Raw genomic sequence first — 25,905 nt, forward strand, 5'->3', positions numbered from 1 at the left:
CTTCAGGCGGTTACGGGAACGGGGCGCAGCTCGGCCAGGATCTCGGGCAGGACGGCGAGCACGCGGGAAAGTTCTGCCGCGGTGGTGTCGGCGGAGAGCGAGAACCGCACGACGCCATGCGCCGCGGTAAAGGGCACGGCCATGGCGCGGGTGACATGGCTTGGCTCCATCGCGCCCGAAGCGCAAGCCGAGCCGGTCGAGACGGCGATGCCCGCCCGGGCGAGTTTCGTCAGCACCGCCTCGCCGTCGATGCGGTCAAAGGCGAGGGTGCAGGTATTGGCCAGCCGGTTGGCCGGATCGCCCAGCCGCTGACAGCCGCCGAGCTTCAGCAGACCGGCTTCGAGCCAGTCGCGCAGCGTCGCGATGCGGGAGAGATCGGTGGTCATCCGCGCCGCGGCGATCTCGGCCGCGGTGCCCATGCCGACCAGCGCGGGCACGTTTTCGGTGCCCGCCCGGCGGCCGCGTTCCTGCTTGCCGCCGCGCAAAAGCGGGCGGAACGCGACGCCCTTGCGCAGGTAAAGCGCCCCCACCCCCTTTGGCCCGTGGAACTTGTGACCCGAAAGCGAGAGCATGTCGATTTCGGTCTCCGCAAGCGACATCGGCAGCTTGCCCACCGCCTGCACGGCGTCGGTGTGAAACAGCGCCCCCACCGCATGGGCCTCGGCGGCGAGCTGCGGCACCGGAAAGATCGTGCCGGTCTCGTTGTTCGCCCACATGATCGAGACGACGGCCACCCGGTCCGAGAGCGCCGCCCGATAGGCCGCAAGGTCCAGCCGACCCAGGGAATCGACCGCAATCCGATGCACCTTGACGCCTTCGGTCTTTTCCAGATCGGCGGCGAGCATCAGGATGGCCGGATGCTCGACCGCAGAAATGACGATCTCGCGTCGGCCTTCCTGCACCGCCAGCGCCGAGCGGATCGCAGTCGTGTTCGCCTCGGTCCCGCCCGAGGTGAAAAGGATCTCCTGTTCCGAGGCCGCGCCGATCAGCGCCGCGACCGCAAGCCTTGCCTTGCGCAGCCCCAGCCCCGCCTGCGCCCCGAAGCCATGGCCCGAGGAGGCATTGCCGAAATGCTCGGTGAAATAGGGCAGCATCGCCGCCACGACCTCGGGGAAAACCCGGGTGGTGGCGTTGTTGTCAAGGTAGATGGCCGGTTGGGTCATGATCAATGCCGGATGTCGGGGAGGACGCGGAAGGGGCGGCCGAGACTGTCGGTGATGCGCTTTTGCACGCCGTAAAGGGTCTGTCCCGCCAGCATGCAGCCCGCGCAGGCGCCCGACAGATGCACGATGACCCGGGCGCCCTCGACCCGCACCAGTTCGATATCGCCGCCGTCGCGACGGAAGGTCGGGCGCATCTCGTCGATCAGGGCGCGGATGCGGGTCACCTCGTCGTCGGCTGCATCCATCGCCGCTTCTGGGGTGTCCAGCTGCGCGAGCTTGGCGAAGCGGTCGCGCAGCGCGCTGGCATCGGGGGCGGCGCCCCCCGCGGCCCGACGCGCGGCAGCGGCGGCGGCAGGCGGCGGGGCGGGAGCCTTGGTGTCGTCGTCTTGCATGTCGCGCATCGCTTCCCCCTCAGCAGAAGGATTTGCCGCAGCCGCAGGCGCTTTTGGCGTTGGGGTTGTCAAAGGTGAAGCCGGTGCCCTCAAGCGTGCTGACGAAGTCGATCTTCGTGCCCGCGATATGTTCGCGGGTCAGCGGGTCGATCAGCACGGTGACCGCGCCAAAGGTCAGGCTGGCATCGTCGGGCTGGGCTTCCAGCTCCAGCGCCATGCCATATTTCAGCCCGGCGCAACCGCCCGCCTGCACCATCAGGCGCAGCCCGGCAACGGGTTGACCGGCGCCCTCGATGGCGGCCTTGATCGCTTCCTGGGCGGGTTGGGTGATCTCGATCATGACGCTCTCCCCTGTGATGCGTTCCTCAGGGATGCAGCAAGAACCGTGCCAACCCTGCGGGCGGGGATCACTGACAGGGATGCAAGGTTCGGGCCGACATTGAGGGATTTGCGACAGAGCCCGGGGGGATTGTCGCATCGCCCCGATCAGCGCCCCAGAGGGGCCGGATCAATCGGGGGCAAAACAACCGGCCCGCTCGTCGCAATCGTCGCAAGAGGGCGAAAGGCAGAGCGAAAACGCCGCGTCCGAACAGATCTGCCGGTAAAAGAACTTTTTCCAGCGCATGTTGCGGGAATTGGCGGCGGCGAGACCGGGCAGGAAATGCGCGATCATCGCGCTCAACCAGGGCCGCGCGGGCAGGCCAAGGTCTTCCCACAGATGCCGCGTCTCCATCGACCGCCGGGCCAGGATCGCCGCCAGCCAGCGCGCCTCGGGCGTGGCAACGCCCGCCCGCCACAGGATCAGCGTCTCGATCGCCTGCTGATCCGGCCCCGCCTCGGGGCGGGGCTGGTCCAGATCGGGCAGATCAAGGCCCGGCGCAAAACGGTCACGCAGGGCCGCAAGATCGGCGCCCGACAGCCCGAGCCGCGCCGTCAGCGGCCCCAGCCCCGCAGCGCAGTCGCGCAGGCCATGGGCCAGGATGAAGCCGAAGGCCTCGGCCGGGATCACCGGCCCCGGGCCTGTCGCGAAAGGATCAGGAAAGTGCCGCATGGGTCTGACATTCGGAGGGGCAGACCCGGGCGCAGGCGCCACAGCCGATGCAATTCTCGGCACCGGTCAAGGCCATGACCTTCTTGACGATCTCGTCCTCGACCTCGTCCCATTCCTCGGTTCCCGGCGCAACGATCTGGCCATCTTCGGTCAGCCCGTGCAGGCTCATCACGTCGCGGCCGCAAACCTTGAAGCAGCGGCCGCAGCCGATGCATTTCTGCTCGTCGATCTTCATCAGGTAAACGGGCGTATATTCCGCGCCCCCGCGGGTATAGGCAACAGTGGGCATCGCTTTGTCCTTGTCAGGCTTGCTTGGCGGCTTTGAGCGCCTTGCGGGCTTCGTCCAGGTCCTTGAAAATCTGCCAGGTCGCCTCTGCCACCTCCGGGATCTTCTGCCAGTCGGTCGGCAGCTCCTCGGACAGGTCGTGAAGGTTCATCTTGGCGTCCGTCGCGCGCAGCGACAGCTTCTTCACCCGGGCTTCGAGTTCTTCCAGCGTCATCTCAGGCCCTCGCCGCTTCGGGGAATTCGTTGATCGTGGCGACGGCGCTTTCGACCAGCTTTTCGCCCGCCTCGGCCAGTTTCGCCCAGGTCTCGAAGCCGAAACGGTGCACGTCGCGCAGATGTTTCGACACCACGACCAGCTTGCCCGCGATCAAGACGACGCGGCCGAAGCCCTCGTGGTGCATCTTCTGCATCTGGCTGGCCATGCAGCCGGTGCGCTTTTCGACCAGAAGCCCGATGGCGTCATAGAATTTCGTCATCCGCCAGATCAGCTCCGGGTCCGGGTCGCCGATGATCGGCATCGACCGGCGTTCCTCGGCGGTGACGATGAAGTCGCGCAGGATTTCGGCATTGGTCTTGTCATCCCACAACCCATGGCTGTCCTCGGCACGGATCACCGCAGCCAGTTGTGCCAGAAACGGGCTGTCGACCATCTCGCCGCCGCGGGCGGCATCCAGCGTCATCGTCATCAGACCTCTTCCCCTTCGACATCGGCGGTGAAATCGGGTTTTTCGTAAGTGCCCAGAACCTTGCGCAGGAAGGGCGGCGGGGTGCCGTTCAGCATCACCTGCACCTGTTCGATCACCGCCGAAATCGGCTCGGGTTCCTTGCGCTTGATCGGATGCATCCCCGCCCGCACCATCCGCGCGGCGGACGGCCCGCCAACGGCCAGCGCGAAGACCAGCGTGCAGCCCGAAAGCGCCTGAAGCTTCGGGCCGATGCGGTCCTCCAGCTCGTCATGGCGGCCCTTCTGGTCGGTGGCCGAGGAAAACTGATGCACCTCGACGAAACGGGCGCCGGTCTTCCAGACCTCGTAAACCGCGATCTGCCGGGCCGAGCCGAAATGCGCGTCAAGATTTTCCAGATCGTTCGAGGCGATGGCGACGCGCAGCGGCTTTTCGCCGGGGGCAGGGCCGGAGGGCTCAACAAGGCGCAGGGTGCGGGACATGGTCAAACTCCTGAGGGATGGGGGCTGCCCCGAAATCCTCGGGGCGGGGGCGGTGGGGGATTGCCTGCATCGCATTGGCGATTTCGAACAGGAACGCGCGGGTGCCGCGATAGCCGACACGGCAGGCATCCTGCGCGCCGATGCGATCAAAGATCGGGAAACCCACCCGGACCAGCGGCAGATGCAGCGCCGCGGCGGCATGGCGGCCGTGGCTGTGGGTGATCAGGATCTGCGCCTCGGCCTGTTGCGCGGCGCGTTCGAAATCGCCCAGATCGCCCAAGATCACCTCGGCGCAGGGCATCTTTTCGATCACCGCGGAATTTTGCGTCGTGGTGACGGCCGCAACGATCTCGGCCCCCATCGACACAAGCGCGGTCGAAAGCGCGAACATCAGATCGGGATCGGCAGCGATGGCGACGCGAAGCCCGCCGGTGAAGAAATGCGCATCGAGCGCCGCATCCATCATCCGCGCCCGGTCGCGCTTGATCGAGGGCGGCGGCTCCTGCATCCCCGACAGCTCCATCAGCACGCGGACAAAGGCATCGACGGCCTTGAGGCCCGTCAGGCTTTGGAAAACGTGATAGGGCACCAGCGCACGGTCCTCGATCATCTGCGCGGCAGTGCGCATCTGCTCGCCAATCGCCAGCGTGACGGCAGAACGGGGAATGCGGGCAATGTCGTCCAGACGGGTGCCGCCCAGCGCATGGCCCGACCAGTCATCCGACAGATGCCCGTCAAGCGAGGTGGAGAGATCCGGCAGCACGATCGGCGACAGGCCAAAGGCGCGGATCATCCGCACCGCCTCGTCGATCTCGGCGGTGGTGAAATAGCTGGGCACCAGCAGCGTCACCTGCCGCAGGTCGGGGTCGCGCTCATCCGTCACCGGGACCAGCGCCGCGACGATTGCCTCGACCGCCTTGGCCCAGCCATCCTGTTGACCGCCCTCGAAATCCGGGGTGGCGGCATAGACGATCTCGGTCCCCGCCCAATCCTTGCGCCGGGCCAGCATCGCGCGCAATTCGCCCGCGATATCCTCGCCGCGGGTTTCCGTCAGCGCGGTCGAGGCGATGCCGATGAACTTCGGGTTCGCCCGCTTGCGGATGTTGTCGATCGCTTCCTCGATCTGCTCGCCCCCGCCAAGGATCGTCGTGACCTCGTTCATCGCGGTGGTCTGCAGCGGCACAGCTTCCTTGAAATGGCGCACCAGATGCACCAGCCCGAAGGCGGTGCAGCCCTGCGCACCGTGGAACAGCGGCACGGCGCCCTCGATGCCCAGATAGGCCATGGCGGCGCCAAGGGGGGCCGAGGTCTTCAGCGGATTGGTCGAAAGGGCGCGGCGGGGATGGGTCAGCACGGCCATGTCAGCAATCCTCGAAATCGGTGGCGGAATTCGTCATCGCGGCCAGATCGGGGCTTGTCGCAGGCGCCACCGGGACGGCGGCGGCCTGTTGCGGCACCAGCACCGGCGCCCGGCTCCTTGGCGCGGCAATCCCGGTCACCGGACAGGCGCCCGCGGGCCCGGGCACGACCGCGCCGGTCAGCGGCACATCCCAGGGCGCGGGGGCGCGCAGATCCGCCCACATCGGGTTGTTCACGGAGCGGTCGATGGCGCGGACCAGATCGACCATGCCGCTGTAACCCGCATAGGGTTCGTGCTTTTCCTGGTTCACATCGACCCAAGGCACCAGCGCCTTCAGCGCCACGAACTGCGACCGCCCGCCCGACAACAGCACATCGGCCCCGGCGTCGCGCAGCATCTGATACATCTCGCGCGGAGCCATGTTTTCATACATGTGCTTGTCGTCGCCCATGATCTCGATGACCCGGTCGCGGTCATTCGCGGTGGCCTTGCGCATCGAGGTGCCGACGACCTCCATCCCCAGTTCCATGAGCGCCGAGACCACCGACCAGGATTTGTGCCCGCCGGTGTAAAGCAGCACGCGGCGGCCTTCGACTTTGGGGCGAAACGGCTGCAGCGCCGCCCAGGCCTTTGCTTCTTCCCTGGCGATCAGCGCCTCGCAGCGGGTCAGAAGATCCGCGGGCGCGCCTTGGTCCACCAGCATCCGGCACATCCTGCGCAAAGATTGTGAGGTGTCGGAAATGCCGTAGAACGAGCCCTCGAAATAGGGGATGCCGTAGCGCTCCTGCAGCTTGCGGGCGACATTGATCAGCGCCTGCGAACAGACCAGCATCGTCACCTTGGCCCGATGCGCCATCGCCACCTGGCGATAGCGCGCATCGCCCGAGATCGCGCCCAGAATGCGGATGCCGAGCTGATCCAGAAGCGGCTTCACCTGCCACAACTCGCCCGACAGGTTAAAATCACCGATGATATTGACATCGCAGGGCGTCACCGTCTCCGGCTCCAGCGTGCCGATGACATGATCCAGCAGCGCCTCGCCGCCGAGCTTGTTGCCCAGGTTCTTCGACCCGGCAAAACCCGGCACATTGACCGGAATGCAGGGCGTGCCCCATTTCGCTGTCGCCGCCTTGCAGACCGCATCCAGATCATCGCCGATCAGCGCCGTCACGCAGGTCGCATAGACGAAGACGGCGGCGGGGTTTTCCGCCTCGATCACCTCGCGGAGCGCGCGATAAAGCTTCTTCTCGCCATGCCCCATGACGATATCGAGTTCCGACAGATCGGTGGTAAAGCCCTTGCGGTAAAGCTCCGACCCCGACGAGGCCGAGGAGCGGTTGTCCCAGCCGTTCGACCAACAGGCGGCGGGGGCGTGCACCAGATGGGCAACATCGACGATCGGCTGCAGCGCGATCATCGCGCCGTCAAAGGCGCAACCACCGGCCGCCGCCCCCGGGGTCAGCTGCCTGGTGCAGCCCTTCTTGCGCAGAACATCGGTCTTGGTCGCGTTGGTGGCGCAGCCCGGCTCGTTCAGGACGGCGGCGATCTTCGACTTCAAGGCTTCGGACATGATGCATCCCCCTGTCAGGAGGGATCAAGCAAGCAACATGCCAGGTGAAACGGCCAAGCTTTGGCGGCAACGGCGCCGGGTTTGGAGCATATCCGACAAATTGTCGGACCCTGCCCAAATGCAAAGCCCCGCCAAAGCGGCGGGGCTTTCGGAACCTGTTTCGGATCGCTCAGGCGGCTTTCGCGGTTTTCAGCCAGGCCAGAACGTTTTCCGGGCTGGAGACACCATAGGGGTCCTCGGGGCAGTTGTCCATCAGGCCGGGCTCTTCGAACCAGGCCTCGATCACGCCGTTGTCGACGATCGCCGCATAGCGCCACGAGCGCAGGCCGAAGCCAAGGTTGTCCTTGCGCACCAGCATCCCCATGCGGCGGGTAAACTCGCCCGAGCCGTCCGGGATCACCTGGACGTTTTCCAGACCCTGCGCCTTGGCCCATTGGTTCATCACGAAGCTGTCGTTGACCGACAGGCAATAGATCGCGTCGATGCCCTGCGCAGCAAACTCCGGGAAGCCTTTCTCGAAGCCCGGCAGCTGGTAGGTCGAGCAGGTCGGCGTGAAGGCGCCCGGCAGCGAGAACAGGATCACCCGCTTGCCCGCGAAATAATCGGCGGTGGTCATGTCCTGCCAGCGGTAGGGGTTCGGGCCGCCGACGCTTTCGTCGCGGACGCGGGTGTGAAAGGTGACTTCGGGCAATTTGCTGTTGGTTTTCATCTTTTGCTCCTGCTGCGGTCAGGCGGGGGGTCGGTCCCCGCGGAAATCCCGGTCCGAGGGGGTAGCGTGATCTTCGCTGCGCTGCAATATGGAATCGTTCCAAATCCAGAATGTGACAGGTGCGGCCGGGCAAGGCCCGTGCCAAAGCGCGTTCAGCCCTCGGGGCAGAGGGGGATTGCCTCATCCCTGGGCAGATCAACGACGGTGATCGGGGCGGGGAAGCCGCCTTGCACCGCTTCGAGTCGCGTCCTCATTTCGGGGGTGGCGAAGATCGATCCGTCATCGGTGATCCGCAGCACGGCGCTGACCCCCATCTGCGCGGCGATCCGCGGCCAGTCCTCTTCGCCCGCGACGCACAGCGCGGTGGCGGCGGCATCCGACAGCGCGCCGCTGTCGGACAGGACCGAGACCGAGACCACCCCCCGCATCGGCCGGGCCGTACGCGGATCGATGATATGGGAAAAGCGGATGCCGCCCTTGTCGAAATAGCGTTCGTAATTGCCCGAAGTGTGCAAAGCCTCGCCCGGGCGCAGCGAAACGGCGGCAACGACCCCCCAGTCGAACGGATCGCGGATCGCCACCCGCCAGGGCCGCGCGCCGTGACCGCCCAGAACCTGCACGCCACCGCCCGCGTTCAGCACCGCATCGGTGATGCCGGCGGCGGTCAGATCCGCCTCGGCCAGATCCAGCGCCGCGCCCTTGGCATAGGCGCCCAGATCCAGCTGCACCGCGGGATTGGACGACCGGACCGTGGCGCCCTCGATCGTCAGATCGGTCATTTTCGGAGCGCCCGCCAAGAGCTTCGCCACCACCGCGTCAGAGGGCGGATCGCCCTCGGGCGGGGTGTCGGCGTGAAAGCCCCAGGCCTCGACCATGCCGCCCACGGCCGGATCGAAAAGCCCCTCCGAGCGGCAGGCAAGGTCCCTGCCCTGTGCCAGAAGCTGCGCCAGCCCCGGATCGACCTCGAAGGGCTGACCGGCGGCGATGGCGGCGTTCAGGCTTTCGAGTTCACCGGGGTTCCAGGCGTGCCAGTCGCGGTGCATCTGCCGGAAATGCGCGCCCAGCACCGCCATCGCGTCGCGGGCCTGCGCCTCGGGGACGCCACGGGTTTCGACCTCGAGAAGCGTGCCGAAGACGTAAAAGGTCTCGGATATGGCGGGCGCGGGGGCGTTCAGCACCCGCACGCCCCCCGCAAGGGCCAGCCCCGCGGCCAGACCCAGCGCCACCCGCGCAAGGGCGCCGCGGCCCGTCATCGGTTTGGCCCCGGGATCACGTCCAGCACCTGCAGCGCCCGCGACAGCCGCGCGCGGCGTTCGAGCACCACAAGCGGCAGAAACGCAAACATCAGCACGACCCCGCCAACGAGCGCCGCGCCCAGATCGGACAGCCCCGCCCCCGTCGCCAGCGCGAGGGCGATGACGAAGGCCAGCGCGGGCAGGAGATAGGCCAGCCCGACACCGGCCAGAAAGCTGTTGCCCGACAGCGCCACATCGACCTCGTCGCCTGCGGCGACGGCAAGTCCCGGTGGGCAGTGGATCGTCATCTGATCGCTGCGGCTCATCGAGAGCAGCGCTTTGGTGCCGCAGCCCTTCGCCTCGGCACAGGCGGCACAGGCCGAGGCGCGGTTCGCCGCGACGACAAGGCTTTCGCCCCTGACCGCGACCACGCGCAGCCTTTCGCGCAGATCGCGCGCCCCGGTCGCCAGACCGTCGTCGCAGCAGCCCGTCATCTTACGCCGCCGGATTGATGCAATTGTCGGTCATGCAGGCGTTGACGCATTGCGGCAGGTCATGTTCGCCTTCGCATTCGGTGCAGGTCTCGGCGTTGATCACATAAACGCCTTTCTTCGGCGCGATCGCATTGGTCGGACACACCGGTTCGCAATCGCCGCAAGAGGTGCAGAGTTCGGGATCGATCTTCATGGCCATGGCTGGTTTCCTTTCCTGGCAAATGGCTTGGCTTCGTTTCGTTCAGGCGGGACGAACCTTGACGGCGCCGCCCAGCACCCGGCACTGGCAGGCCAGACGGTCATCCTTGCCGCCCAGATTTTCCTCCAGCACCCGCATTTCCAGCGCCGTCGGCTCCGACAGGTTTTCCGAACCCTCAAGGATATGCGTCATGCAGGTGCCGCATTCGCCCTCGCGGCAGCCATAGGTGATGCCCGAGCCGACCTTTTCCGACATCTCGATGATCCGGGTTCCGGTGGGCACGTTGACCGTGATCGAGACATCGGTGAACGTCAGTGTGGCCTTGTCCATGGTCCGTCCTTCTTTCAGCGCGCCGCGATTTCGGCAAAGTCGACCTCGCGGGGCGCAGCCCGGCCGGTCAGGTGATCGGCAAGGCGGCGCCCGAAGGCCCGCCCCTCGTCCAGCTCCGCCACGGAAGGGTGCAGCTTCACCCGCAACCCCGGTTCCGGCAGACGCATCTTCAGCCCCTGCAGGCGGGTTTCGACCAGCCGCACCGCCTCGCCCGACCAGCCATAGGAGCCAAAGGCCGCCCCCAGCTTGCCGCGGGTTTCGATATCGACCAGCGCCGCCAGCATTTCCCAGATCGTGCGCACCGCATCGCCGTTGATCGTCGGCGTACCCAGCGCAATTCCGTCGGCCTCCTCGATCAGGTCCAGAAAGGGGGCGATCTCGCCGCCCTCCAGATCAAAGAGCGACACCCGCACATCGGGGCTTGCGGCGGCGCCGTCATGGATCGCCTGCGCCAGCTGCGCGGTGGCACCGTAAGCCGAGACGTAAAAGATCAGCAGGGTCTTTTCGCTGCCGGTTTCGGAGGCAAGCCGCGAGGAAATCAGCCGCCGCGTATGGGTCAGATAATCGCGCGGATGGCTGCGCAGGATCGGCCCATGGGCGGGGGCGATGATGCCGAAATCGAGCGGCTCGATCAGGTCGAGCGCCTGCGCCACGAAGCTGCGGAAGGGGCGCATGATCCGGTCGAAGTAATATTCGAAAGAAAACCGGAAATCGCCCACAAGGTCGTTGAACAGTCGCCCGTCGCAATAATGGCTGCCGAACAGGTCACAGGTGAACAGCACCCGTTCCGCCGCCAGCCAGGTGCATTGCGTGTCGGGCCAATGCACGAAGGGCGTGGTGAAGAATTGCAGGCTGCGGTCGCCCAGGCTGACCGATTGCCCGGTGGTGACGCCCTTGATGTCGTAACGCTCGAAGTCGTCTTTCAGCAGCGCGCGCAGCATCGGCAGGCCGCGGGGCGACAGCCGGACCTGCGCCTGCGGCGCGCGGCGCAGCAGCTCGGGCACGGCGCCGGTGTGGTCGGGCTCCAGATGGTTCAACACGATCAGGCGGATTTCGTCATAGCGGGCAACGGCTTCCAGCCGGGCAAAGAAGTCGCCCGCAAACTCGGCCTTGACCGTGTCGATCACCGCCACGCCCTCGGCTCCGCGCACGAGGTAGCTGTTGTAGGTGGTGCCGTTCGCGGTTTTCAGGATCACGTCGAAGCTGCGCAGCCCCGGATCGAGCGCCCCCACCCAATGCACGCCGGGCGCCACCGCAACAGCGCCCGCGGGACCGTCGATGCGGGGCGCAGCCGGGCGGATGGTGAAAGGCGGAACGGACAAGGGCTTGCTCCTGTGAAGGCGGACGGGCCGCAACAGGAGTGCAGCAAGAACCGTGCCAGGCCCGGACCTCCAAGAAAACAGGGCCGCGGCATCGCAAGATGACGGAAGCCGCGGCCCGGCCCCGACAAATTGTCGGAAATCCGACAATGCGGCGAAAGCGGCGAAAACATGCGGAAAACCGGCTCTCGAAGCCGTGATCGGGGCGATTTCCCCCGGAAATCGGCGGACTTTGCCGCGGCGGCGAGAGCGCGCTCATCCTTATCGCGGGCGCGGGGGCGGATGCGCGCGCGGGCGGGCACGCGCCCGGACGCAGGCGGGCGCGAGAGGTCGCGACCCACCCGCTTGGCACGGGCCTTGCTGGAACCCCGATGAAGCCTCTCGCCCGATCACCGGCGCGACGGCACAGCCAACCGGGGAGACCGATGCAAGACTTCCTTCTCGTCCTCTTGAGCACGGCGCTGGTGAACAACGTCGTGCTGGTCAAATTCCTCGGGCTCTGCCCGTTCATGGGCGTCTCGCGCAAGACCGATGCCGCGATCGGCATGGGGCTGGCCACAACCTTCGTCATCACCGTCGCCTCGGCCGCCTGCTGGCTGGTCGAGGCGCTGATCCTGGAACCGCTTGACCTGAAGTTCCTGCGCATCCTGAGCATGATCCTTGTCATCGCCGCGATCGTGCAGTTCATCGAGACGGTGATGCGCAAGGTCACCCCGGACTTGCACAAGGCCTTGGGGATCTACCTGCCGCTGATCACCACCAATTGCGCCGTGCTGGGCCTGCCGCTGATGTATATCCAGGGCCATCTGAGCCTTGCGATGAGCACGCTGAGCGGCTTTGGCGCCGCGGTCGGCTTCACCCTTGTTCTGGTGATCTTCGCGGGGATGCGCGAACGGCTGGCGCAGCTGTCGGTACCCGCCGCCTTCGCCGGAACCCCCATCGCCTTCGTCTCCGCAGGGCTTCTGGGCCTCGCCTTCATGGGCTTTGCCGGCCTCGTCCACGTCTGATCGTCGAAAGGAGACCCGCCATGATCACCGCCGCCGTTTCCATGTCGGCCCTCGGGCTCGGGCTGGGCTACCTGCTCGGCGCCGCCGCCCGCAAGTTCCATGTCGAGACGCCGCCGCTCGTCGAGGAAATCGGCAAGATCCTGCCCGGTACCAATTGCGGCGCCTGCGGCTTTCCCGGCTGCAACGGTTTGGCCGAGGCGATGGCCGCGGGCAACGCGCCCCTGACCGCCTGCACCCCGGGCGGGCGCGATGTGGCGCTGGCCCTGGCCGAGATCGTCCCCGTCGAGGACGACGCGCAGGCGGGGCCGGTCGCCGAGATCGAGCCGATGGTCGCCTTCGTCTTCGAGGATCATTGCACCGGCTGTCAGAAATGCTTCAAGCGCTGCCCGACCGATGCGATCGTCGGCGGCGCCAAGCAGATCCATACCGTGGTGATGGACGCCTGCATCGGCTGCGACGCCTGCATCGAGGTCTGCCCGACCGAGGCGATCGTGGCGCGGGTCAAGCCGAAGACCCTGAACAACTGGTTCTGGGACAAGCCCGACCTCGCCTTTGCCACCGCCGCCCGGGCGCAATCCGCGGAGCATGCAGCATGAGCTTTCTTTCTTTTTCGAATATTCTGAAACCTTCGACATGGGGCACGGTGCGCGGCGGCGTGCATCCGGAATACCGCAAGGCGCTGACCTCGGAAGCCGAAACCCGGCCGATGCCGATCCCGCCGCTGCTGCGCGTGCCGCTGCAACAGCATTCCGGCGCGATGGCCGAGCCGCTGGTGAGCCGCGACGATTACGTGCTGAAAGGCCAGCTGATCGGCAAGGCGCGGGGCACGATGTCGGCCAATATCCATGCCCCGACCTCGGGGCGGGTGATTGCGCTGGGCGCCTTTACCGCGCCGCATCCCTCGGGGCTGCCGGTGGCCACGATCACGCTCCGCCCCGATGGTGCGGATACATGGGGTCCCCACCTGCCGCGTCTGCGCCCCGAGATGGCCGACCCGGACGAGATCGCCGCACATATCGAGCTGGCGGGGATCGTGGGCTTGGGCGGCGCGGCCTTTCCGGCGGCGGTGAAACTGAACCAGCGCAAACGCCATGCGGTCGAGACACTGCTTCTCAACGGCGCGGAATGCGAGCCCTATCTGACCTGCGATGACCGGCTGATGCGCGAAAACGCCGAGGAAATCGTCGATGGCGCGGGCATCATGGGCCGGGCGATCGGGGTGAAGCAGATCGTCGTCGGCATCGAGGCGAACAAGCCCGATGCGATCACCGCGCTGCGCCGGTTCAAAACCGCCCTTGGCATCCCGTTCTCGGTCAAGGTGGTGCCTGCGCAATATCCGATGGGTTCGGCCAAGCATCTGGTGCTGGCCGTCACCGGCAAGGAAGTGCCCGCCCGTGCCCGCACCGCGGAAATGGGCGTGCTGGTCTACAACGTCGGCACCGCCCATGCCGTCCACCTCGCCGTGCGCTATGGCGAGCCGCTGATTTCGCGGATCATCACCGTCTCGGGGCGTGGCGTCGCCCGGCCCTCGAACCTCAAGGTGCTGATCGGCACGCCGATTTCCGACATCATCGACTGCTGCGGCGGCTTCGTCGGCGAGGTGGACCGGGTCATTCTGGGCGGGCCGATGATGGGCCATCCGGTCGCCAGCCTGCGCGTGCCGGTGGTCAAGGGCACCTGCGGCGTGCTGGCCATGACCGCGTCCGAAACCCGCAAAAGCGCGCAGATGCCCTGCATCCGCTGCGGCTCCTGTGTCGATGCCTGCGCGAACGGGCTGACGCCCTTTGATCTGAACGCGAAGATCCAGGCGGGCGATCTGGAAGGCGCGGCCCGGGTCGGGCTGATGGATTGCATGTCCTGCGGCTCCTGCGCCTATGCCTGCCCCTCGGGCATCCCGCTGTTGCAGGCCTTCGACTACGCCCGCGGCAAGCTGGCCGAGCGGCAAAGCCGCAAGCACCAGCAGGAGGAAACCAAACGCCTCGCCGCCGCGCGCAAGGCCCGCGAGGAGGCGATCCTTGAAGCCAAGAAACAGATGATGCTGAAACGCAAGGCCGAGATGGCCGCGAAGAAGAAGGCAGAGGAAGAGGCCGCCGCAGCGCAGGCCATGCCTTTGCCTGCGACAGGCTCCGTCCAGGGGGAGGCCACGCCGTGACCATGCAGATGCCCGTTGCGGGCCCGCATACCCATACGCTGTTCACCGTCTCCCGCACGATGCTGACGGTGGTGGCGGCGCTGACCCCCGCCACCCTGTTCGGGCTGTGGCAATTCGGCTGGCCCGCGATCTTCCTGTTCCTGACCACGGTCATCTCGGCCTGGGTCTTCGAGGTCGCCTGCCTCTGGATCGCCAAGAAACCGATCCGGCCCTTTGCCACCGACGGATCGGCGATCCTGTCGGGCTGGCTCGTCGCGATGACGCTGCCGCCCTATGCGCCCTGGTGGGTCGGCGTGATCGGGGCCTTCATCGCCCTCGTCATCGCGAAACACCTGTTCGGCGGTCTCGGCCAGAACCTGTTCAACCCGGCGATGGTCGCCCGCGCCATGCTGGTCGTCGCGCTGCCGGTGCAGATGACCACCTGGGTCGCGCCGGTGGGGCTGCTCGACGGCCCCTCGTTCCTGCACGGGCTGTCGATCACCTTCCTTGGCGCGCAGGAGTTCGACGCGGTGTCGAGCGCCTCAACGCTGAGCCACATCAAAAGCCAGATCGGCGCCGGGGCGACGATGGACGAGATCCTGCCGACGCTCGCCGATCTGAAAAGCCGCCTCTTGGGCTTCGTGCCCGGCAGCCTCGGCGAGACCTCGACCCTGCTTCTGGCGCTGGGCGGGCTTTTGCTGCTGGTCACCAGGATCATCACGCCGACGATCCCGCTGGCGGTGCTGGGCACGCTGGCCACGCTGTCGGCGGTCTGCTCCTTCTTCGCGCCGGACCGTTTCGCGCCGCCGATCCTGCATCTGACCTCGGGCTCGACGATGCTCTGCGCCTTCTTCATCGCCACCGATTACGTCACCTCGCCGGTCACCACCGCAGGCAAATGGGTCTACGGCATCGGAATCGGCACGCTGATCTTCGTGATCCGCACCTTCGGCGCCTTCCCCGAGGGCGTGGCCTTCGCGGTGCTATTGATGAACGCGGTGACGCCCTTGATCGAAACCTACATCCGGCCGCGGATCTTCGGACGGTCCCGCACCGGCAAGCCGCTTGGCGCCGCCAAACCCGCGAAGGGAGCGCAGAAATGACCGACACGCCCCCCGCCGAAAAGCCGAAACGGCCCTGGTTCAAGACCTCGCCGCTGGCGCATGGGATCATGCTCGGGCTCTTTGCGCTGGTCACCGCGGTGCTGCTGGCCGCGGCCAATGACAGCACCTCGGCGCCGATCGCCGCCCGCGCCGCCGAGGATCTGGCCGCCTCGCTCGAACAGGTGATCCCGCGGGATCTGCACGACAATGATCTGGCCGCTGCGATGCGCCCGGTCAGCGACGCCACGGAAGGCACGGTCAAGGTCTATGTCGCGGCCCGGGCGGGCGCGGTGACCGGCCTTGCCTATGAACTTTCCGGCCCCGGCTACAGCGGCCAGATCCGGGTGCTTCTGGGCATCGCCCCCGATGGCACGCTGCTGGGCGTGCGGGTGCTGTCGCATACCGAGACCCCGGGTCTGGGCGACAAGATCGAGCTGGCCAAGGACGACTGGATCCTCGGCTTCACCGGCAAGTCGCTGCGGGATCCGGCCCCCGAAAACTGGAAGGTGAAACGGGACGGTGGCGTGTTCGACCAGTTCTCGGGCGCCACCATCACGCCGCGCGCCGTCGTCAGGACGATCACCCGCGGGCTGACCTTCTTTGACCGCAACAAGGCGGCGCTGACCGCCCCCCTGCCGCAAAAATCCTGAGGAGCGCGCCGATGTCGGAAAATTACGCCAAGATCGCCCGCGACGGGTTGTGGGACAAGAACATCGTGACGGGCCAGATGCTGGCGCTCTGCCCGGCGCTGGCCATCACCGGCACCGCCACGAACGGCCTGGGCATGGGGCTGGCGACGACGGTGGTGCTGATCCTGTCGAACGTGGTGATTTCCGCCCTGCGCAAGACCATCGCGCCCGAAATCCGCATTCCGGCCTTCATCCTGATCATCGCCGCCATCGTGACCGTGGTCGATCTGGCGCTGAACGCCTTTCTGCACGATCTGCACAAGGTTCTGGGCCTGTTCATCGCGCTGATCGTGACCAACTGCGCCATCCTCGGCCGCGCCGAGGCCTTTGCCTCGCGCTTTGGCGTGCTGGCCTCGGCGCTTGACGGGCTGATGATGGGGATTGGCTTCACGCTCGCGCTGGTGACGGTGGGGGCGATCCGGGAAATCCTTGGATCGGGGACGCTTTTCGCCCAGGCCTCGCTGCTTCTGGGGCCGCATTTCGCCTTCATGGAGTTGACGGTCTTCCCCGATTACCCGGGCTTTCTGCTTATGATCCTGCCGCCGGGCGGCTTTCTGGTGGTGGGGGGGCTTTTCGCGCTCAAGCGCGTCATCGATGCCCGCAAGCCGACGATCGAGCAGGAACTCAAGCAAAGGCGCACCGAACGCGTGTTCACCGCCGCGGGCGTGCTGAAACCGAAACCGCAAACCGGAGAAGAGGCATGATCGTGGGTGTCGCCTATGCCAAGCCGACCGTGCAGGTCTGGAAGAATGTCGATGTGCCGGACACCGCCACGGCACGGGACGCGATCGAGAAATCGGGCCTGCTCGACCAGTTCCCCGAGATCGATCTGAGCCGGCAGAAGATCGGCATTTTCGGGCAGATCTGCCCGCTCGACAAGCCGCTGAAGGCAGGCGACCGGGTCGAGATCTACCGCCCGATCCATCCCGAAGCCGAATTGCTGGAAAAGAAAAGCTGACCGCCCTCCCCCCTTTCGTCAGGAGACTTCCGATGACCCGTCTGAGCCGCCGCCATGTCACCCTCGGCCTGTTCGCCACCGCCGCCGTTACCGCCGCGGGCGGGATCGGCCTTGCCCTTGGCCCTTCCGAGCGCGCCGTGATCGTGGGCGCCGGTCCCGCCGGGGCCGGGGCGGCGCTGGCGCTGCGCGCCGCCCATCCGGGGCTGCGGGTGGCGCTTCTGGAACGCGACCCGACCCGGCTGGCCCGGGAAACCGGCGACGCGGCTGCCACCGCCTTTGGCCCGCCGCAAACCGCGGCGACGCTGGCCCGGCTGAAGGCGCAGGGCATCGAGGTGATGCTCGACGATGTCACCGATGTCGACTGGACGGCGGGGCGGCTGTCGCTGTTTTCCGGCCGCGATGCCGCCTTTGACCGGCTCTATCTTGCCCCCGGCACGACGGCACGGGCCGAGGCGATCGCGGGGCTTGATGCCGAAGCCCGCTATGCGATGCCCGCGGCCTGGGGCAATGCGCGCGAGGCGCGGCGGCTGGCGGCGCAGCTCGCCGCCCTGCCCGAGGCCGGTCATGTCGTGCTGCGCCTGCCCGCAGAGCTGAGCCATCCGCAGGTGGCGCTGCACCGCGCCCTGATGCTGAGCCGGCATCTGGCGGCCACCCGCCCGGCGGCGCGGCTGACGGTGCTGGATGCGACGCCGACTCCGGCCCTCGCGCAGGCCTTCGCACTGGCAAAACGGCTGCAGGGGATTGCGGCGCAGGTGGCCTGGATCACTGCCGCCGAGGGCGCCAGCGTGCAGGCCGTCGATGCGCGGACCGGCCGGATCGACACCGCGGCCGGGCGTCTGAGCGCCGATGTGATCAACTTCGTACCGCCGCATGTGGCGGGGGCGATTGCGCAGACGGCGGGTCTCGTCGATGCCTCGGGCTGGTGTCCCTGCGACGCGCGGGGCCGCTCGATGCTGCGCAGCGAAGCCGTCGTGCTGGGCGATGCGCGCAAGGGCGCGGCCCGCACGCTCGATGGCGCCCGGCTCTCGGTTGCGGCGGCAACACTTGCACAAGCCTGAGCCGGGAAAATTCTTGGCGAAAGGGGCGGCGGCGCCTAATGTCGCGTCATCAGGCTCAGAGGGAGGAGCGCCTTGGGACTTGTCGACATTTTCATCACCCAGATCGGGGACCCGCTGCGTCTCATCCTGCTGGCCGGGGTGATTGCACTGCAACCGCGGCTTGCGGACCGGCTGGGCAAGATCCCGACGCTTGCGGCGGGGCTGGTTCTGGTCGCGCTGCTGATCCCGCTCCTGCTGCCGAATGGCAACGTCTGGTTCCTGGTCGCCGCCGCAATCGGGCTGGTGACGAATGCGATCCTGATGGGCCTGTTGCTGGGGATCTGGGCGCTGGTGCGCCGCTTCAGGCACTGAGGGGCTGAACCCCGTCTCACGCGCCTGCCCGCGGCGGGCGCGCTAGGCGCGCCGCACCTCCTGCGTGCAGATCTGCGCGAAATCCTCGGCCGAGAGCGGCGTCGAGAACAAAAAGCCCTGCAGCACGTCGCAGCCAAGATCGCGCAGGATCTCGGCCTGCGCCCGGGTCTCGACCCCTTCGGCAACGGTGGCGATGCCCAGCGTTTCGGCAATCTCGACGATCGCCCGGACCAGATTTTTCGACCGCGGATCGCGCGCCACCGGGGCCACGATGCGCTGGTCGATCTTCAGCGCCGAGGGGGCAATCTGCATCAGCCCGATGATCGAGGCATGGCCCGAGCCGAAATCGTCGATCTCGATCTCGATCCCGGCCTCGCGCAGCGCATCGAGATGGAAGCGGAACACCTCGCTCTCCTCCTCGACCAGGATCGATTCCAGCAGTTCGAAGGTCACCCGGGTCTCGCCCTCGGCGATGGCCCGCGCCGCCCGCACCACATCGGGATCATGCATCCGCCCCGAAGAGACGTTGAAGCTGATCTTCGGCACGGTCAGCCCCCGCGCCTGCCAGAAGCTCAGGGCCGCGGCCGTTTTCTCCATCATCACCCGGTCGATTTCCGACACCAGCCGCAACTGCACCGCTACATGCATGAAGGCATCCGGGGCGAGCAGGCCGCGTTCGGGGTGGCGCCAGCGCAACAGCGTCTCGACCCCGGTCAGCCGACCGCTGCGGGCGCAGACCTGCGACTGGAAGAACGGCACGAATTCGCCGCGGTCGAGCCCCTCCTGAATCTCCACCGCCAGCTTGCGGTCGAACAGGATGTTCTGATGCAGCTCGGGGGTAAAGAACTCCATCCGGTTCCGCCCCCCCTCCTTGGCGCGATAGAGCGCGGCATCGGCGAAAAGCTGGATCTCGGAGCCCATGGCCGCGATATCCTCGGTCTCGGCAACGCCGAAAGAGGCGCCGAACCGGCATTGCCGCCCCTCGAACCACAAGGGTTCCGACAGGCTGGCCTGCATCCGTTCGATCACCTCGCGGGCATGGCCGCCCGATTGACCGGGCGCGAGGATGATCGAAAATTCGTCGCCGCCGATCCGTGCCGCGAAATCGCCGACCCGCAATTCGGCGCGCAGCACATCAGCGACGCGCTGCAACACCAGGTCCCCGGCCTCATGGCCAAGCGTGTCGTTGACATGTTTGAAGTGATCCAGATCGACCCGGATCAGCACGCCGTCGCGCGGACCGCCCGCCGCCGCCCCGGCGATGCGCCGGGCGAGGACATTGTCGTAGCTGCGCCGGTTCGGCAGCCCGGTCAGTCCGTCATGCAGCGCCTGGCGTTCGTTCTCGGCACGCATCTTTTCGGCCAGCAGATGGGCGCGGCGCAACTCCGCCTCGCGCGCGACATCGGCGGTGACATCATGCAGCGCCCCGGTCCAGACCACCGACCCGTCCGGCTGCGCCTTGGGCGTGGCGGAATTGGCCAGCCAGATCTCGCCCCGGGTTGGATGGCGGACCCGGAAGCGCTGGTTCCACAGTTCCAGATTGGTCGCCTTGTCGCCCCGCGCCGTCATGAAATCGGGCCGATCATCGGGATGCACATTGGCAAAAAGATAGTCGGTCGAGGCGACGCGCGAAAACACCCCGTAGCCCACGCCCAGCATATCCTCCAGATAGGGGCTGGCGTAGGGGAAAGAGGTGCTGCCATCGGCATCGCGGCGGAATTCGTAAAGCCCGACCGGCGCAATCGAGGCGATCGAGGCCAGGCGTTCATGCGCCTGATGCATCGCCAGGGCGGTCTGTTCCTCGCGGCTTTTCGCCTCGATCTGATCGGTCACATCCATCGCATTGCCATACCAGACGATGGTGCCGTTTTCCTGCGGGAAGGGACTGGCCGAGACATGCAGCCAGCGCAGGCCGTGGTCCGGGTGCCGGATCCGGTGCAGAACCTCGAACCGGGTCAGGGTCTCGGCCGACTGCGCCACCGCCGCCCGCACCGACGGGATGTCCTCGGGCAGCATGCAGCTGAACACTGCCGCCCCGTCCGCTTCCAGCACATCGCGGCTCAGGCCCAGCAGATCCGGCAGGACGGCGCTGAAAAAGGCGAAGCTGAACTGGCCGCCCGCGTCGCGCTGCCATTCGAAAATCGCCCCGGGCGAGTTCTCGGCCATGGTGACCATGCGGTCATGGGCGCGGCGGACCGCCTCGGCCGAGCGTTCGGCCTCGCGCATCATGTTCATCTGTTCGGTGATGTCGAAGACGTTGCCGAACCAGATCGTCGCCCCGTCCGGCTGGTTGCAGGGCAGCGCCGAGACGGTCAGCCAGATCCGGCCCCGATCGGGGTGATCGACCGGCAACCGGTGCTCGAACGGGGTGCCGTTCAGCCGCGACTCCTCGATCCAGTCGAAGATCTCCGGCAACATCTGCTTCGGCATGTGGGTGAAGACACTCACGCCATTCGCCACGATCGCCTCGGGGGCGACGCCCAGCATCATCGGCAGCTTGGCGCTGAAATAGGGGATGTCGACCGAGCCGTCGGCATTGTGGCGATATTCGAACAGCGCCCCCGGGGCATTGTCGGCCAGCGTGTCCAGTCGGTCCCGGGCCTGCTGCGCCCGTTCCGCCGCCTCGGCCAAACGGAGTTCGGTTTCCCGGCTCTGATCGATGCAGATGATCACCCCGGCCAGCAGATAGGGCAGACCCCGGTCCGAACGATCGACACGGCGGACGATGGCGCGATACCAGTGATAGCTGCCATCGGCATGACGGCAGCGATGTTCATGCATGTAGATATCGCCGGCCCCGGATTTCAGCTTTTCCATTTCGGCCACGGCCGAGGCCAGATCCTCGGGATGGATCTGGCTGCGCCAGCCCGCATCGGTCGGGGCGAAGGCCCCCGGCTCATGGCCGAACAGGCGGTAGGTCTCGTCCGGGGTCCAGCCGATCTCCAGATCGGGGCAGACGCTGAACGAGCCGATCCCGGCGCACAGCGCCGAGGTGCGCAAAAGCTCGCCGCGTTCCTCGACCTTGGCGCGGCTTTTCTGCGCATCGGCCAGCGCGTCGGACAAGCGCTGCTCGATCGCTTTCGCCTCGTCGATGCAAGAGAAGCGGCCACTGACAAGGAAGGGCAGGCCCCGGTCGGAGCGGTCGATCTTGCGCGCGACGGTGCGATACCAGTGATAGCTGCCGTCCTTGTGGCGCAGCCGGTGATCCGCGGTGAAGACTGCGGTCCGGTCGCAGATCAGATCCTGCATCCGGGCGATCGCCGCCTCCAGATCGTCGGGGTGGAACAGGCTGCGCCAGCCGATTTCGTCGGGGATGAAATCGCCGGGCGCATAGCCCAGCTGGCGATAGCATTCGTCGGGCATCCAGGCCTCGCCCAGCTCGGCGCAGATCGACCAGACCCCGGTCTCGCCGCAGATCAGCGCCGTCGTCAGCGCATCGGCGGTGGCCTGTGCGGCGACGCGGGCGGCCTGCGCCTCGGCCAGAGCCTCGGCGAGCCGCGTCGCCTGCGCCGGGCGCTCGCCGCCCCCGGAGGGGGCCAGCGGCGCCGCGATCTGCACCAGCCAGACCCGCGCGCCGCCCTGCAGACAGACCGGCCAGATCGTCACCTCGACCGGCCGCCCTGCCCCCGCCCCTGCGACCGGGGCGTCAGGATCGAGGGCGAAGCGCTGCGCAAGCCCGGTGCCCTGCGCGGCGGTGACACCCTCGGCAATGCGGAGGCCCAGAGCCCCGGGAAACACCGTCTCGACCCGGGCGCCAGCGCACTGCGCGGGGCCAAGGCTGCGGGCCGCATCGGCATTGACCCAAAGCACGCGGGCCGCATCGGACACGGCCAGCGCCGCGCCGGGAAACCCGTCGAGCAGGCTGTGCAGCTGCGCCAGATCTGCAGACATGGATGCCTCGTTGAAACCGGTTCGATGCCCAGATTTCGACGCAAATCCTTAAAGATACACTTCGAAGATATCGAAAATCCGCCTCTTGCCCGCTTTTCCGGGCAAAAACCGCATCAGGTCGTCTGCACATCGGCAAAATCGGCGACCAGATCGGCGGCCTCGATGCGCCTCAGGCGAAGAAATCGCGCAGGCAGCGGGCGTAGATCGCCTTCAGCCGGGTGATCTGCGCCACTTCGATGCGTTCATCGACCTGATGCATGGTCTTGCCGACCAGACCGAATTCCAGCACCGGGCAATGGTCCTTGACGAAACGCGCATCCGAGGTGCCGCCCGAGGTCGAAAGCACCGGCACGACCCCGGTTTCCGACACCACCGCCCGGCTGACCAACTCGACGAAGGCGCCGGGGGGCGTCAGGAAGCTTTCGCCCGAAACCTCGGCGCGAAGGGTGACGCGGGTGCCGGTTTCCGCCTCGATTTCCGCGATCAGCCCGCGCGCCCAATCCTCGATCGTCGCCGATGTATGGGCATCGTTGAAACGGATGTTCACCGTCGCCCGCGCCTTCGCCGGGATCACGTTGTTCGCGGGATTGCCGCAGTCGATCGTGGTGATCTGCAGCGTCGAGGGTTCGAAATGCGCGGTGCCGCGGTCCAGCGCTTCCGCCGTCATCCGCCCCAAAAGGTCGACCAGCGCATGCAGCGGGTTTTTCGCCCGGTGCGGATAGGCGGAATGGCCCTGCACCCCCTCGACTTCAAGATAAAGGGTCATCGAGCCGCGACGGCCGATCTTCATCATGTCGCCCAGGGTTTCCGGGCAGGTCGGCTCACCCACCAGACAGACCGACATCGCCTCGCCCTGCGCTTTCATCCAGTCCAGCAGCGCCACGGTGCCGTCCTTGCCCGGGCCTTCCTCGTCGCCGGTGAGGGTCAGGATGAGCGCACCCTCGGGCGGGGTGGTGGTGACGAAATCGACGGCGGCAGCGACAAAGGCCGCCACGCCCGATTTCATGTCGGTGGCGCCGCGGCCCCAGAGCACGCCGTCGATCACCGCGCCGGAAAACGGCTCCTGCGTCCAGGCCGCCGCATCGCCCACCGGCACGACATCGGTGTGCCCGTTGAAACCGAAGGTCTTCACCCCCTTCGCCCCCCAGCGCGCGAACAGATTGGGCGTGCCGTTGCGGTCAACCCGGGTACAGGTGAAGCCTGCCGCCGAAAGCACCCGTTCAAGCAGCACCAAAGCGCCGCCCTCGGCGGGCGTGACCGAGGGGCAGCGGATCAGATCGGCAGTCAGTTGAACGGGGTCGAGGGTCATCGGTTGCTCCTGTGCGATGCCTTGGCTTAGCCCCGCTTTCCCCCCCGCGCAACAACCGGTGTTGCCCCCGGGTCACCCCGGCCCCGCTCCCCCGCCATCACGGAAAATTTCGTTTCCAAGGGGGGTTAAGCTGACCTACGGTTGAACAAAATCAGGACGACCCGAGGCAGGGCACACGAGCAGGGCAGAATCGCCCCCCCCACTGCGGCCGGATGGCCGGAACGGACGGGATTTCCCGGCTCGATGAGGCTTTGCCGGCAGGCATATGGGGCAAGAGATGGCATTTGGCAGAGTTCTGGGACTGGATCCCTCGGCAGCGGCGGCGCAGATCGCGAAGTCGATCTTCGGCGCGCGGGCGGCAGAGGTGGCGGCGCCGAACCTGCTTGAAGGGTTTGCGGCCGGAACCCGGGTCCAGACCCCGACCGGGCTGCGCCGGGTCGAGACGCTGCACCCCGGCGACATGGTCGCAACCCGCGAGGCCGGGGCGCAGCCGGTGCTCCGCGTCGAGCGGACCCGCCTGCCCGCCCTGCGCAGCGAGGCGCCGATCCGTTTCGCCGCGGGCGCGCATGGCGCCGAGCGTCCGGTGCTGGTGGCGCCGCAGCAGCGCGTGCTGGTGCGCGATCCGGTGCTGGAGATGCTTTTCGGCGAGGCCGAGGTTCTGGTCGCGGCCCGCACGCTGGTCGATGGCGAGATGGTCTCGCGCCAGCCGGGCGGCATGGTCGATTATGTCCGCCTCGTCTTCGATTGCGCCCATATGGTCCTGGCCGAGGGGATGGCGGTGGAATGCTTCCGCCCCGGTCCGCGTCCGATCCCGGGCGAGGCGCAGCCCGAGGCCGGAGCGCCGCGGATGCTGCGGCTGCAGGAGTCGCAGATGATGCGCAAGCTGGTGATCTGAGGGGGCGATGATGCTGGAACATGGCTGGTTTGCGGCGCATCTGACCGGACACGGCCCGGTGCGGCTGTCTGACCGTGCCTTGCCCGCGGTGCTGGGGCGGGGCAGCCTGATGCTGGATTTCGCGCTGCTGCCGGGCGAGACCGGGCCCTTGCCGCTGTTGCATCTGGGCGAGCAGACCGGCTGGACCTGGTTCCTGTCGATCTCGCTTGATGCGCAGGGCGTGCTGACGCTGGTGCAGCGGCAGGGCGCGGCGGTGCAGGCGCTGACGCTGGATATCGCGCAGGATTGCGCCGCGGGCGGACGGATGCGGCTGACCTTCAGCTGGGATTGCAGGACCGACGAGACCCGGCTGACGCTGGAGACGATCGACGGCGGGCAGATCCGCCAGCGTGTCGGCACGGGGGCGATGCCGCTGTCGCGCGCCGAACTGGCCGCGCTGGCCAAGGGCCGCAGCCCGGCGCAGATCGGCCCGCGCGTCGAATGGCTGGCCTTCGGCAGCCAGATGCAGCCGGTCGGTCCGGGCGGCTGTTTCGCGCCGTCAACGCCCATCGCCACGCCCGGAGGCGAATGCCCCGCCGCCAGCCTGAAGGCGGGCGATCTGGTGCTGACCGCCGATGCCGGGCCGCAGCCGCTCTTGTGGTCGGGGCGGATCGCCCTGCCTGCGCTGGGCAGCCTGCGGCCGGTGCGGCTCTGCGCCCCCGCCTTTGGCGCCACCCGCGATCTGTGGCTTTTGCCGCAGCACCGCGTCGCGCTGCGCGGCGCTGCCGTCGAGGCGCTGTTTGGCGACGCCGAGGTTCTGGTTCCCGCGCATCATCTGGTGGACGGGATCAGCGCGCAGCAGCCCGACCGGCCCTGCGTGCTGAGCTGGCACGGGCTGCTGTTGCAGGGGCACCATCTGCTGATCGCCGACGGCTGCCGCGTGGAAAGCCTGCACATCGGCCGTCTGGCCCGCACCCCCGCGCTGGCGAAGACCACCGCGCTTTCGGGGCTGGTGGCGCGGATGGATTTGCCGGTGCATGGCATTGCGGCGCATCGCGCGCTGACCCCCGAGGAGGCGCGGGCGCTGGCGGCCGAACGGCGGCGGCGGCGCGGTTCCGTGGCGGCCTGAACCGGGGAAGCCGAACCCGATGGCCCGGCCCGGACGGTCTGAACAGGACTGTCTGAAAAGAAAAATTTCCCCACGACACATTCGGTCTTGTCGCGTATCCGTCGCGAATTATTATTGCGCTGCGCCTGCAAA

Annotated in this window: 29 protein-coding genes; 11 read left to right on the forward strand and 18 right to left on the reverse strand. The window is 67.3% G+C overall.

Annotated elements, in window-relative coordinates; all coding sequences use genetic code 11:
• Positions 1-2 precede the first annotated feature (2 nt).
• The 16 genes from nifS to AC4PTB_RS16200 form a co-directional block, all read right to left on the reverse strand.
• Positions 3-1,163, reverse strand: coding sequence for a cysteine desulfurase NifS (gene nifS, locus AC4PTB_RS16125; protein ID WP_492190880.1), 1,161 nt, complete (start codon positions 1,161-1,163; stop codon positions 3-5).
• 2 nt (positions 1,164-1,165) lie between these two features.
• A complete protein-coding gene (locus AC4PTB_RS16130) occupies positions 1,166-1,564 on the reverse strand; it encodes a NifU family protein (RefSeq protein ID WP_492190881.1) in 399 nt (132 codons plus the stop codon).
• Between the two features lie 10 nt (positions 1,565-1,574).
• Positions 1,575-1,895, reverse strand: coding sequence for an iron-sulfur cluster assembly accessory protein (locus tag AC4PTB_RS16135; RefSeq protein WP_492190882.1), 321 nt, complete (start codon positions 1,893-1,895; stop codon positions 1,575-1,577).
• Between the two features lie 168 nt (positions 1,896-2,063).
• Positions 2,064-2,606: a nitrogen fixation protein NifQ gene (locus AC4PTB_RS16140; RefSeq protein WP_492190883.1), complete on the reverse strand. Its 543-nt coding sequence runs from the start codon at positions 2,604-2,606 to the stop codon at positions 2,064-2,066.
• Positions 2,590-2,895 (reverse strand): ferredoxin III, nif-specific, encoded by a 306-nt coding sequence (fdxB, locus tag AC4PTB_RS16145; protein ID WP_492190884.1) that lies wholly within the window; start codon positions 2,893-2,895, stop codon positions 2,590-2,592. Before fdxB ends, AC4PTB_RS16140 begins: the two co-directional genes overlap by 17 nt.
• 13 nt (positions 2,896-2,908) lie before the next feature.
• The gene (locus tag AC4PTB_RS16150; protein ID WP_055209295.1) at positions 2,909-3,106 is read right to left on the reverse strand and encodes a CCE_0567 family metalloprotein; all 198 of its coding nucleotides are present in this window, start codon (positions 3,104-3,106) and stop codon (positions 2,909-2,911) included.
• A 1-nt stretch (position 3,107) separates the two neighbouring features.
• A complete protein-coding gene (locus AC4PTB_RS16155) occupies positions 3,108-3,578 on the reverse strand; it encodes a NifX-associated nitrogen fixation protein (RefSeq protein WP_492190885.1) in 471 nt (156 codons plus the stop codon).
• Positions 3,578-4,057, reverse strand: a complete 480-nt coding sequence (gene nifX / locus AC4PTB_RS16160) for a nitrogen fixation protein NifX (RefSeq protein ID WP_492190886.1) — start codon at positions 4,055-4,057, stop codon at positions 3,578-3,580. The genes AC4PTB_RS16155 and nifX overlap by 1 nt, the downstream gene beginning before the upstream one ends.
• Positions 4,032-5,417 (reverse strand): nitrogenase iron-molybdenum cofactor biosynthesis protein NifN, encoded by a 1,386-nt coding sequence (nifN, locus tag AC4PTB_RS16165; RefSeq protein ID WP_492190887.1) that lies wholly within the window; start codon positions 5,415-5,417, stop codon positions 4,032-4,034. Before nifN ends, nifX begins: the two co-directional genes overlap by 26 nt.
• A 1-nt stretch (position 5,418) precedes the next feature.
• Positions 5,419-6,987 carry a nitrogenase iron-molybdenum cofactor biosynthesis protein NifE gene (nifE, locus tag AC4PTB_RS16170; RefSeq protein ID WP_492190888.1) on the reverse strand — a complete coding sequence of 523 codons (1,569 nt, stop codon included), beginning with the start codon at positions 6,985-6,987 and terminating at the stop codon, positions 5,419-5,421.
• A gap of 169 nt (positions 6,988-7,156) precedes the next feature.
• A complete protein-coding gene (locus AC4PTB_RS16175; protein ID WP_492190889.1) occupies positions 7,157-7,696 on the reverse strand; it encodes a peroxiredoxin in 540 nt (179 codons plus the stop codon).
• 152 nt (positions 7,697-7,848) lie between these two features.
• Positions 7,849-8,949, reverse strand: a complete 1,101-nt coding sequence (locus AC4PTB_RS16180; protein WP_492190890.1) for an FAD:protein FMN transferase — start codon at positions 8,947-8,949, stop codon at positions 7,849-7,851.
• Positions 8,946-9,425, reverse strand: coding sequence for a SoxR reducing system RseC family protein (locus AC4PTB_RS16185; protein WP_492190891.1), 480 nt, complete (start codon positions 9,423-9,425; stop codon positions 8,946-8,948). The genes AC4PTB_RS16180 and AC4PTB_RS16185 overlap by 4 nt, the downstream gene beginning before the upstream one ends.
• A gap of 1 nt (position 9,426) precedes the next feature.
• On the reverse strand, positions 9,427-9,624 hold the full coding sequence (gene fdxN, locus AC4PTB_RS16190; RefSeq protein WP_055209281.1) for a ferredoxin FdxN: 198 nt from the start codon (positions 9,622-9,624) through the stop codon (positions 9,427-9,429).
• A 42-nt stretch (positions 9,625-9,666) separates the two neighbouring features.
• Positions 9,667-9,954 carry a ferredoxin FdxC gene (gene fdxC, locus AC4PTB_RS16195; RefSeq protein ID WP_013068981.1) on the reverse strand — a complete coding sequence of 96 codons (288 nt, stop codon included), beginning with the start codon at positions 9,952-9,954 and terminating at the stop codon, positions 9,667-9,669.
• A 14-nt stretch (positions 9,955-9,968) separates the two neighbouring features.
• A complete protein-coding gene (locus tag AC4PTB_RS16200; protein WP_492190892.1) occupies positions 9,969-11,276 on the reverse strand; it encodes an FprA family A-type flavoprotein in 1,308 nt (435 codons plus the stop codon).
• 422 nt (positions 11,277-11,698) lie between these two features.
• On the opposite strand from AC4PTB_RS16200, the gene rsxA reads away from it, so the two are divergent.
• The 9 genes from rsxA to AC4PTB_RS16245 all read left to right on the forward strand — a co-directional run bounded on the left by rsxA (position 11,699) and on the right by AC4PTB_RS16245 (position 18,570).
• Positions 11,699-12,280, forward strand: coding sequence for an electron transport complex subunit RsxA (gene rsxA / locus AC4PTB_RS16205; protein ID WP_492190893.1), 582 nt, complete (start codon positions 11,699-11,701; stop codon positions 12,278-12,280).
• Between the two features lie 20 nt (positions 12,281-12,300).
• A complete protein-coding gene (locus AC4PTB_RS16210; protein WP_492190894.1) occupies positions 12,301-12,876 on the forward strand; it encodes an RnfABCDGE type electron transport complex subunit B in 576 nt (191 codons plus the stop codon).
• The gene (gene rsxC / locus AC4PTB_RS16215; protein WP_492190895.1) at positions 12,873-14,432 is read left to right on the forward strand and encodes an electron transport complex subunit RsxC; all 1,560 of its coding nucleotides are present in this window, start codon (positions 12,873-12,875) and stop codon (positions 14,430-14,432) included. Before AC4PTB_RS16210 ends, rsxC begins: the two co-directional genes overlap by 4 nt.
• Before the next feature lie 2 nt (positions 14,433-14,434).
• Positions 14,435-15,514: an RnfABCDGE type electron transport complex subunit D gene (locus AC4PTB_RS16220; protein WP_492192651.1), complete on the forward strand. Its 1,080-nt coding sequence runs from the start codon at positions 14,435-14,437 to the stop codon at positions 15,512-15,514.
• On the forward strand, positions 15,511-16,164 hold the full coding sequence (gene rsxG, locus AC4PTB_RS16225; RefSeq protein WP_492190896.1) for an electron transport complex subunit RsxG: 654 nt from the start codon (positions 15,511-15,513) through the stop codon (positions 16,162-16,164). The genes AC4PTB_RS16220 and rsxG overlap by 4 nt, the downstream gene beginning before the upstream one ends.
• An 11-nt stretch (positions 16,165-16,175) precedes the next feature.
• Positions 16,176-16,907: an electron transport complex subunit E gene (locus AC4PTB_RS16230; protein ID WP_492190897.1), complete on the forward strand. Its 732-nt coding sequence runs from the start codon at positions 16,176-16,178 to the stop codon at positions 16,905-16,907.
• Positions 16,904-17,161 (forward strand): RnfH family protein, encoded by a 258-nt coding sequence (locus AC4PTB_RS16235; protein WP_492190898.1) that lies wholly within the window; start codon positions 16,904-16,906, stop codon positions 17,159-17,161. Before AC4PTB_RS16230 ends, AC4PTB_RS16235 begins: the two co-directional genes overlap by 4 nt.
• A 32-nt stretch (positions 17,162-17,193) precedes the next feature.
• Positions 17,194-18,219: an FAD-dependent oxidoreductase gene (locus AC4PTB_RS16240; RefSeq protein ID WP_492190899.1), complete on the forward strand. Its 1,026-nt coding sequence runs from the start codon at positions 17,194-17,196 to the stop codon at positions 18,217-18,219.
• 72 nt (positions 18,220-18,291) lie between these two features.
• Complete coding sequence (locus AC4PTB_RS16245) at positions 18,292-18,570, forward strand: hypothetical protein (RefSeq protein WP_492190900.1); 279 nt, start codon at positions 18,292-18,294, stop codon at positions 18,568-18,570.
• Positions 18,571-18,612: 42 nt separating this feature from the next.
• Here AC4PTB_RS16245 and AC4PTB_RS16250 read toward each other — a convergent pair whose 3' ends face one another.
• Together AC4PTB_RS16250 and dapE are read right to left on the reverse strand one after the other, a co-directional pair.
• Positions 18,613-22,461, reverse strand: coding sequence for an EAL domain-containing protein (locus AC4PTB_RS16250; RefSeq protein ID WP_492190901.1), 3,849 nt, complete (start codon positions 22,459-22,461; stop codon positions 18,613-18,615).
• Between the two features lie 169 nt (positions 22,462-22,630).
• On the reverse strand, positions 22,631-23,770 hold the full coding sequence (dapE, locus tag AC4PTB_RS16255; protein ID WP_492190902.1) for a succinyl-diaminopimelate desuccinylase: 1,140 nt from the start codon (positions 23,768-23,770) through the stop codon (positions 22,631-22,633).
• Positions 23,771-24,047: 277 nt separating this feature from the next.
• On the opposite strand from dapE, the gene AC4PTB_RS16260 reads away from it, so the two are divergent.
• Both AC4PTB_RS16260 and AC4PTB_RS16265 read left to right on the forward strand, forming a co-directional pair.
• A complete protein-coding gene (locus AC4PTB_RS16260) occupies positions 24,048-24,665 on the forward strand; it encodes a Hint domain-containing protein (protein WP_492190903.1) in 618 nt (205 codons plus the stop codon).
• Positions 24,666-24,672: 7 nt separating this feature from the next.
• Positions 24,673-25,773, forward strand: coding sequence for a Hint domain-containing protein (locus AC4PTB_RS16265; protein WP_492190904.1), 1,101 nt, complete (start codon positions 24,673-24,675; stop codon positions 25,771-25,773).
• The last annotated feature ends 132 nt before the right edge of the window (positions 25,774-25,905 follow it).

Source organism: Rhodobacter sp. 4.3.4, assembly GCF_058724655.1.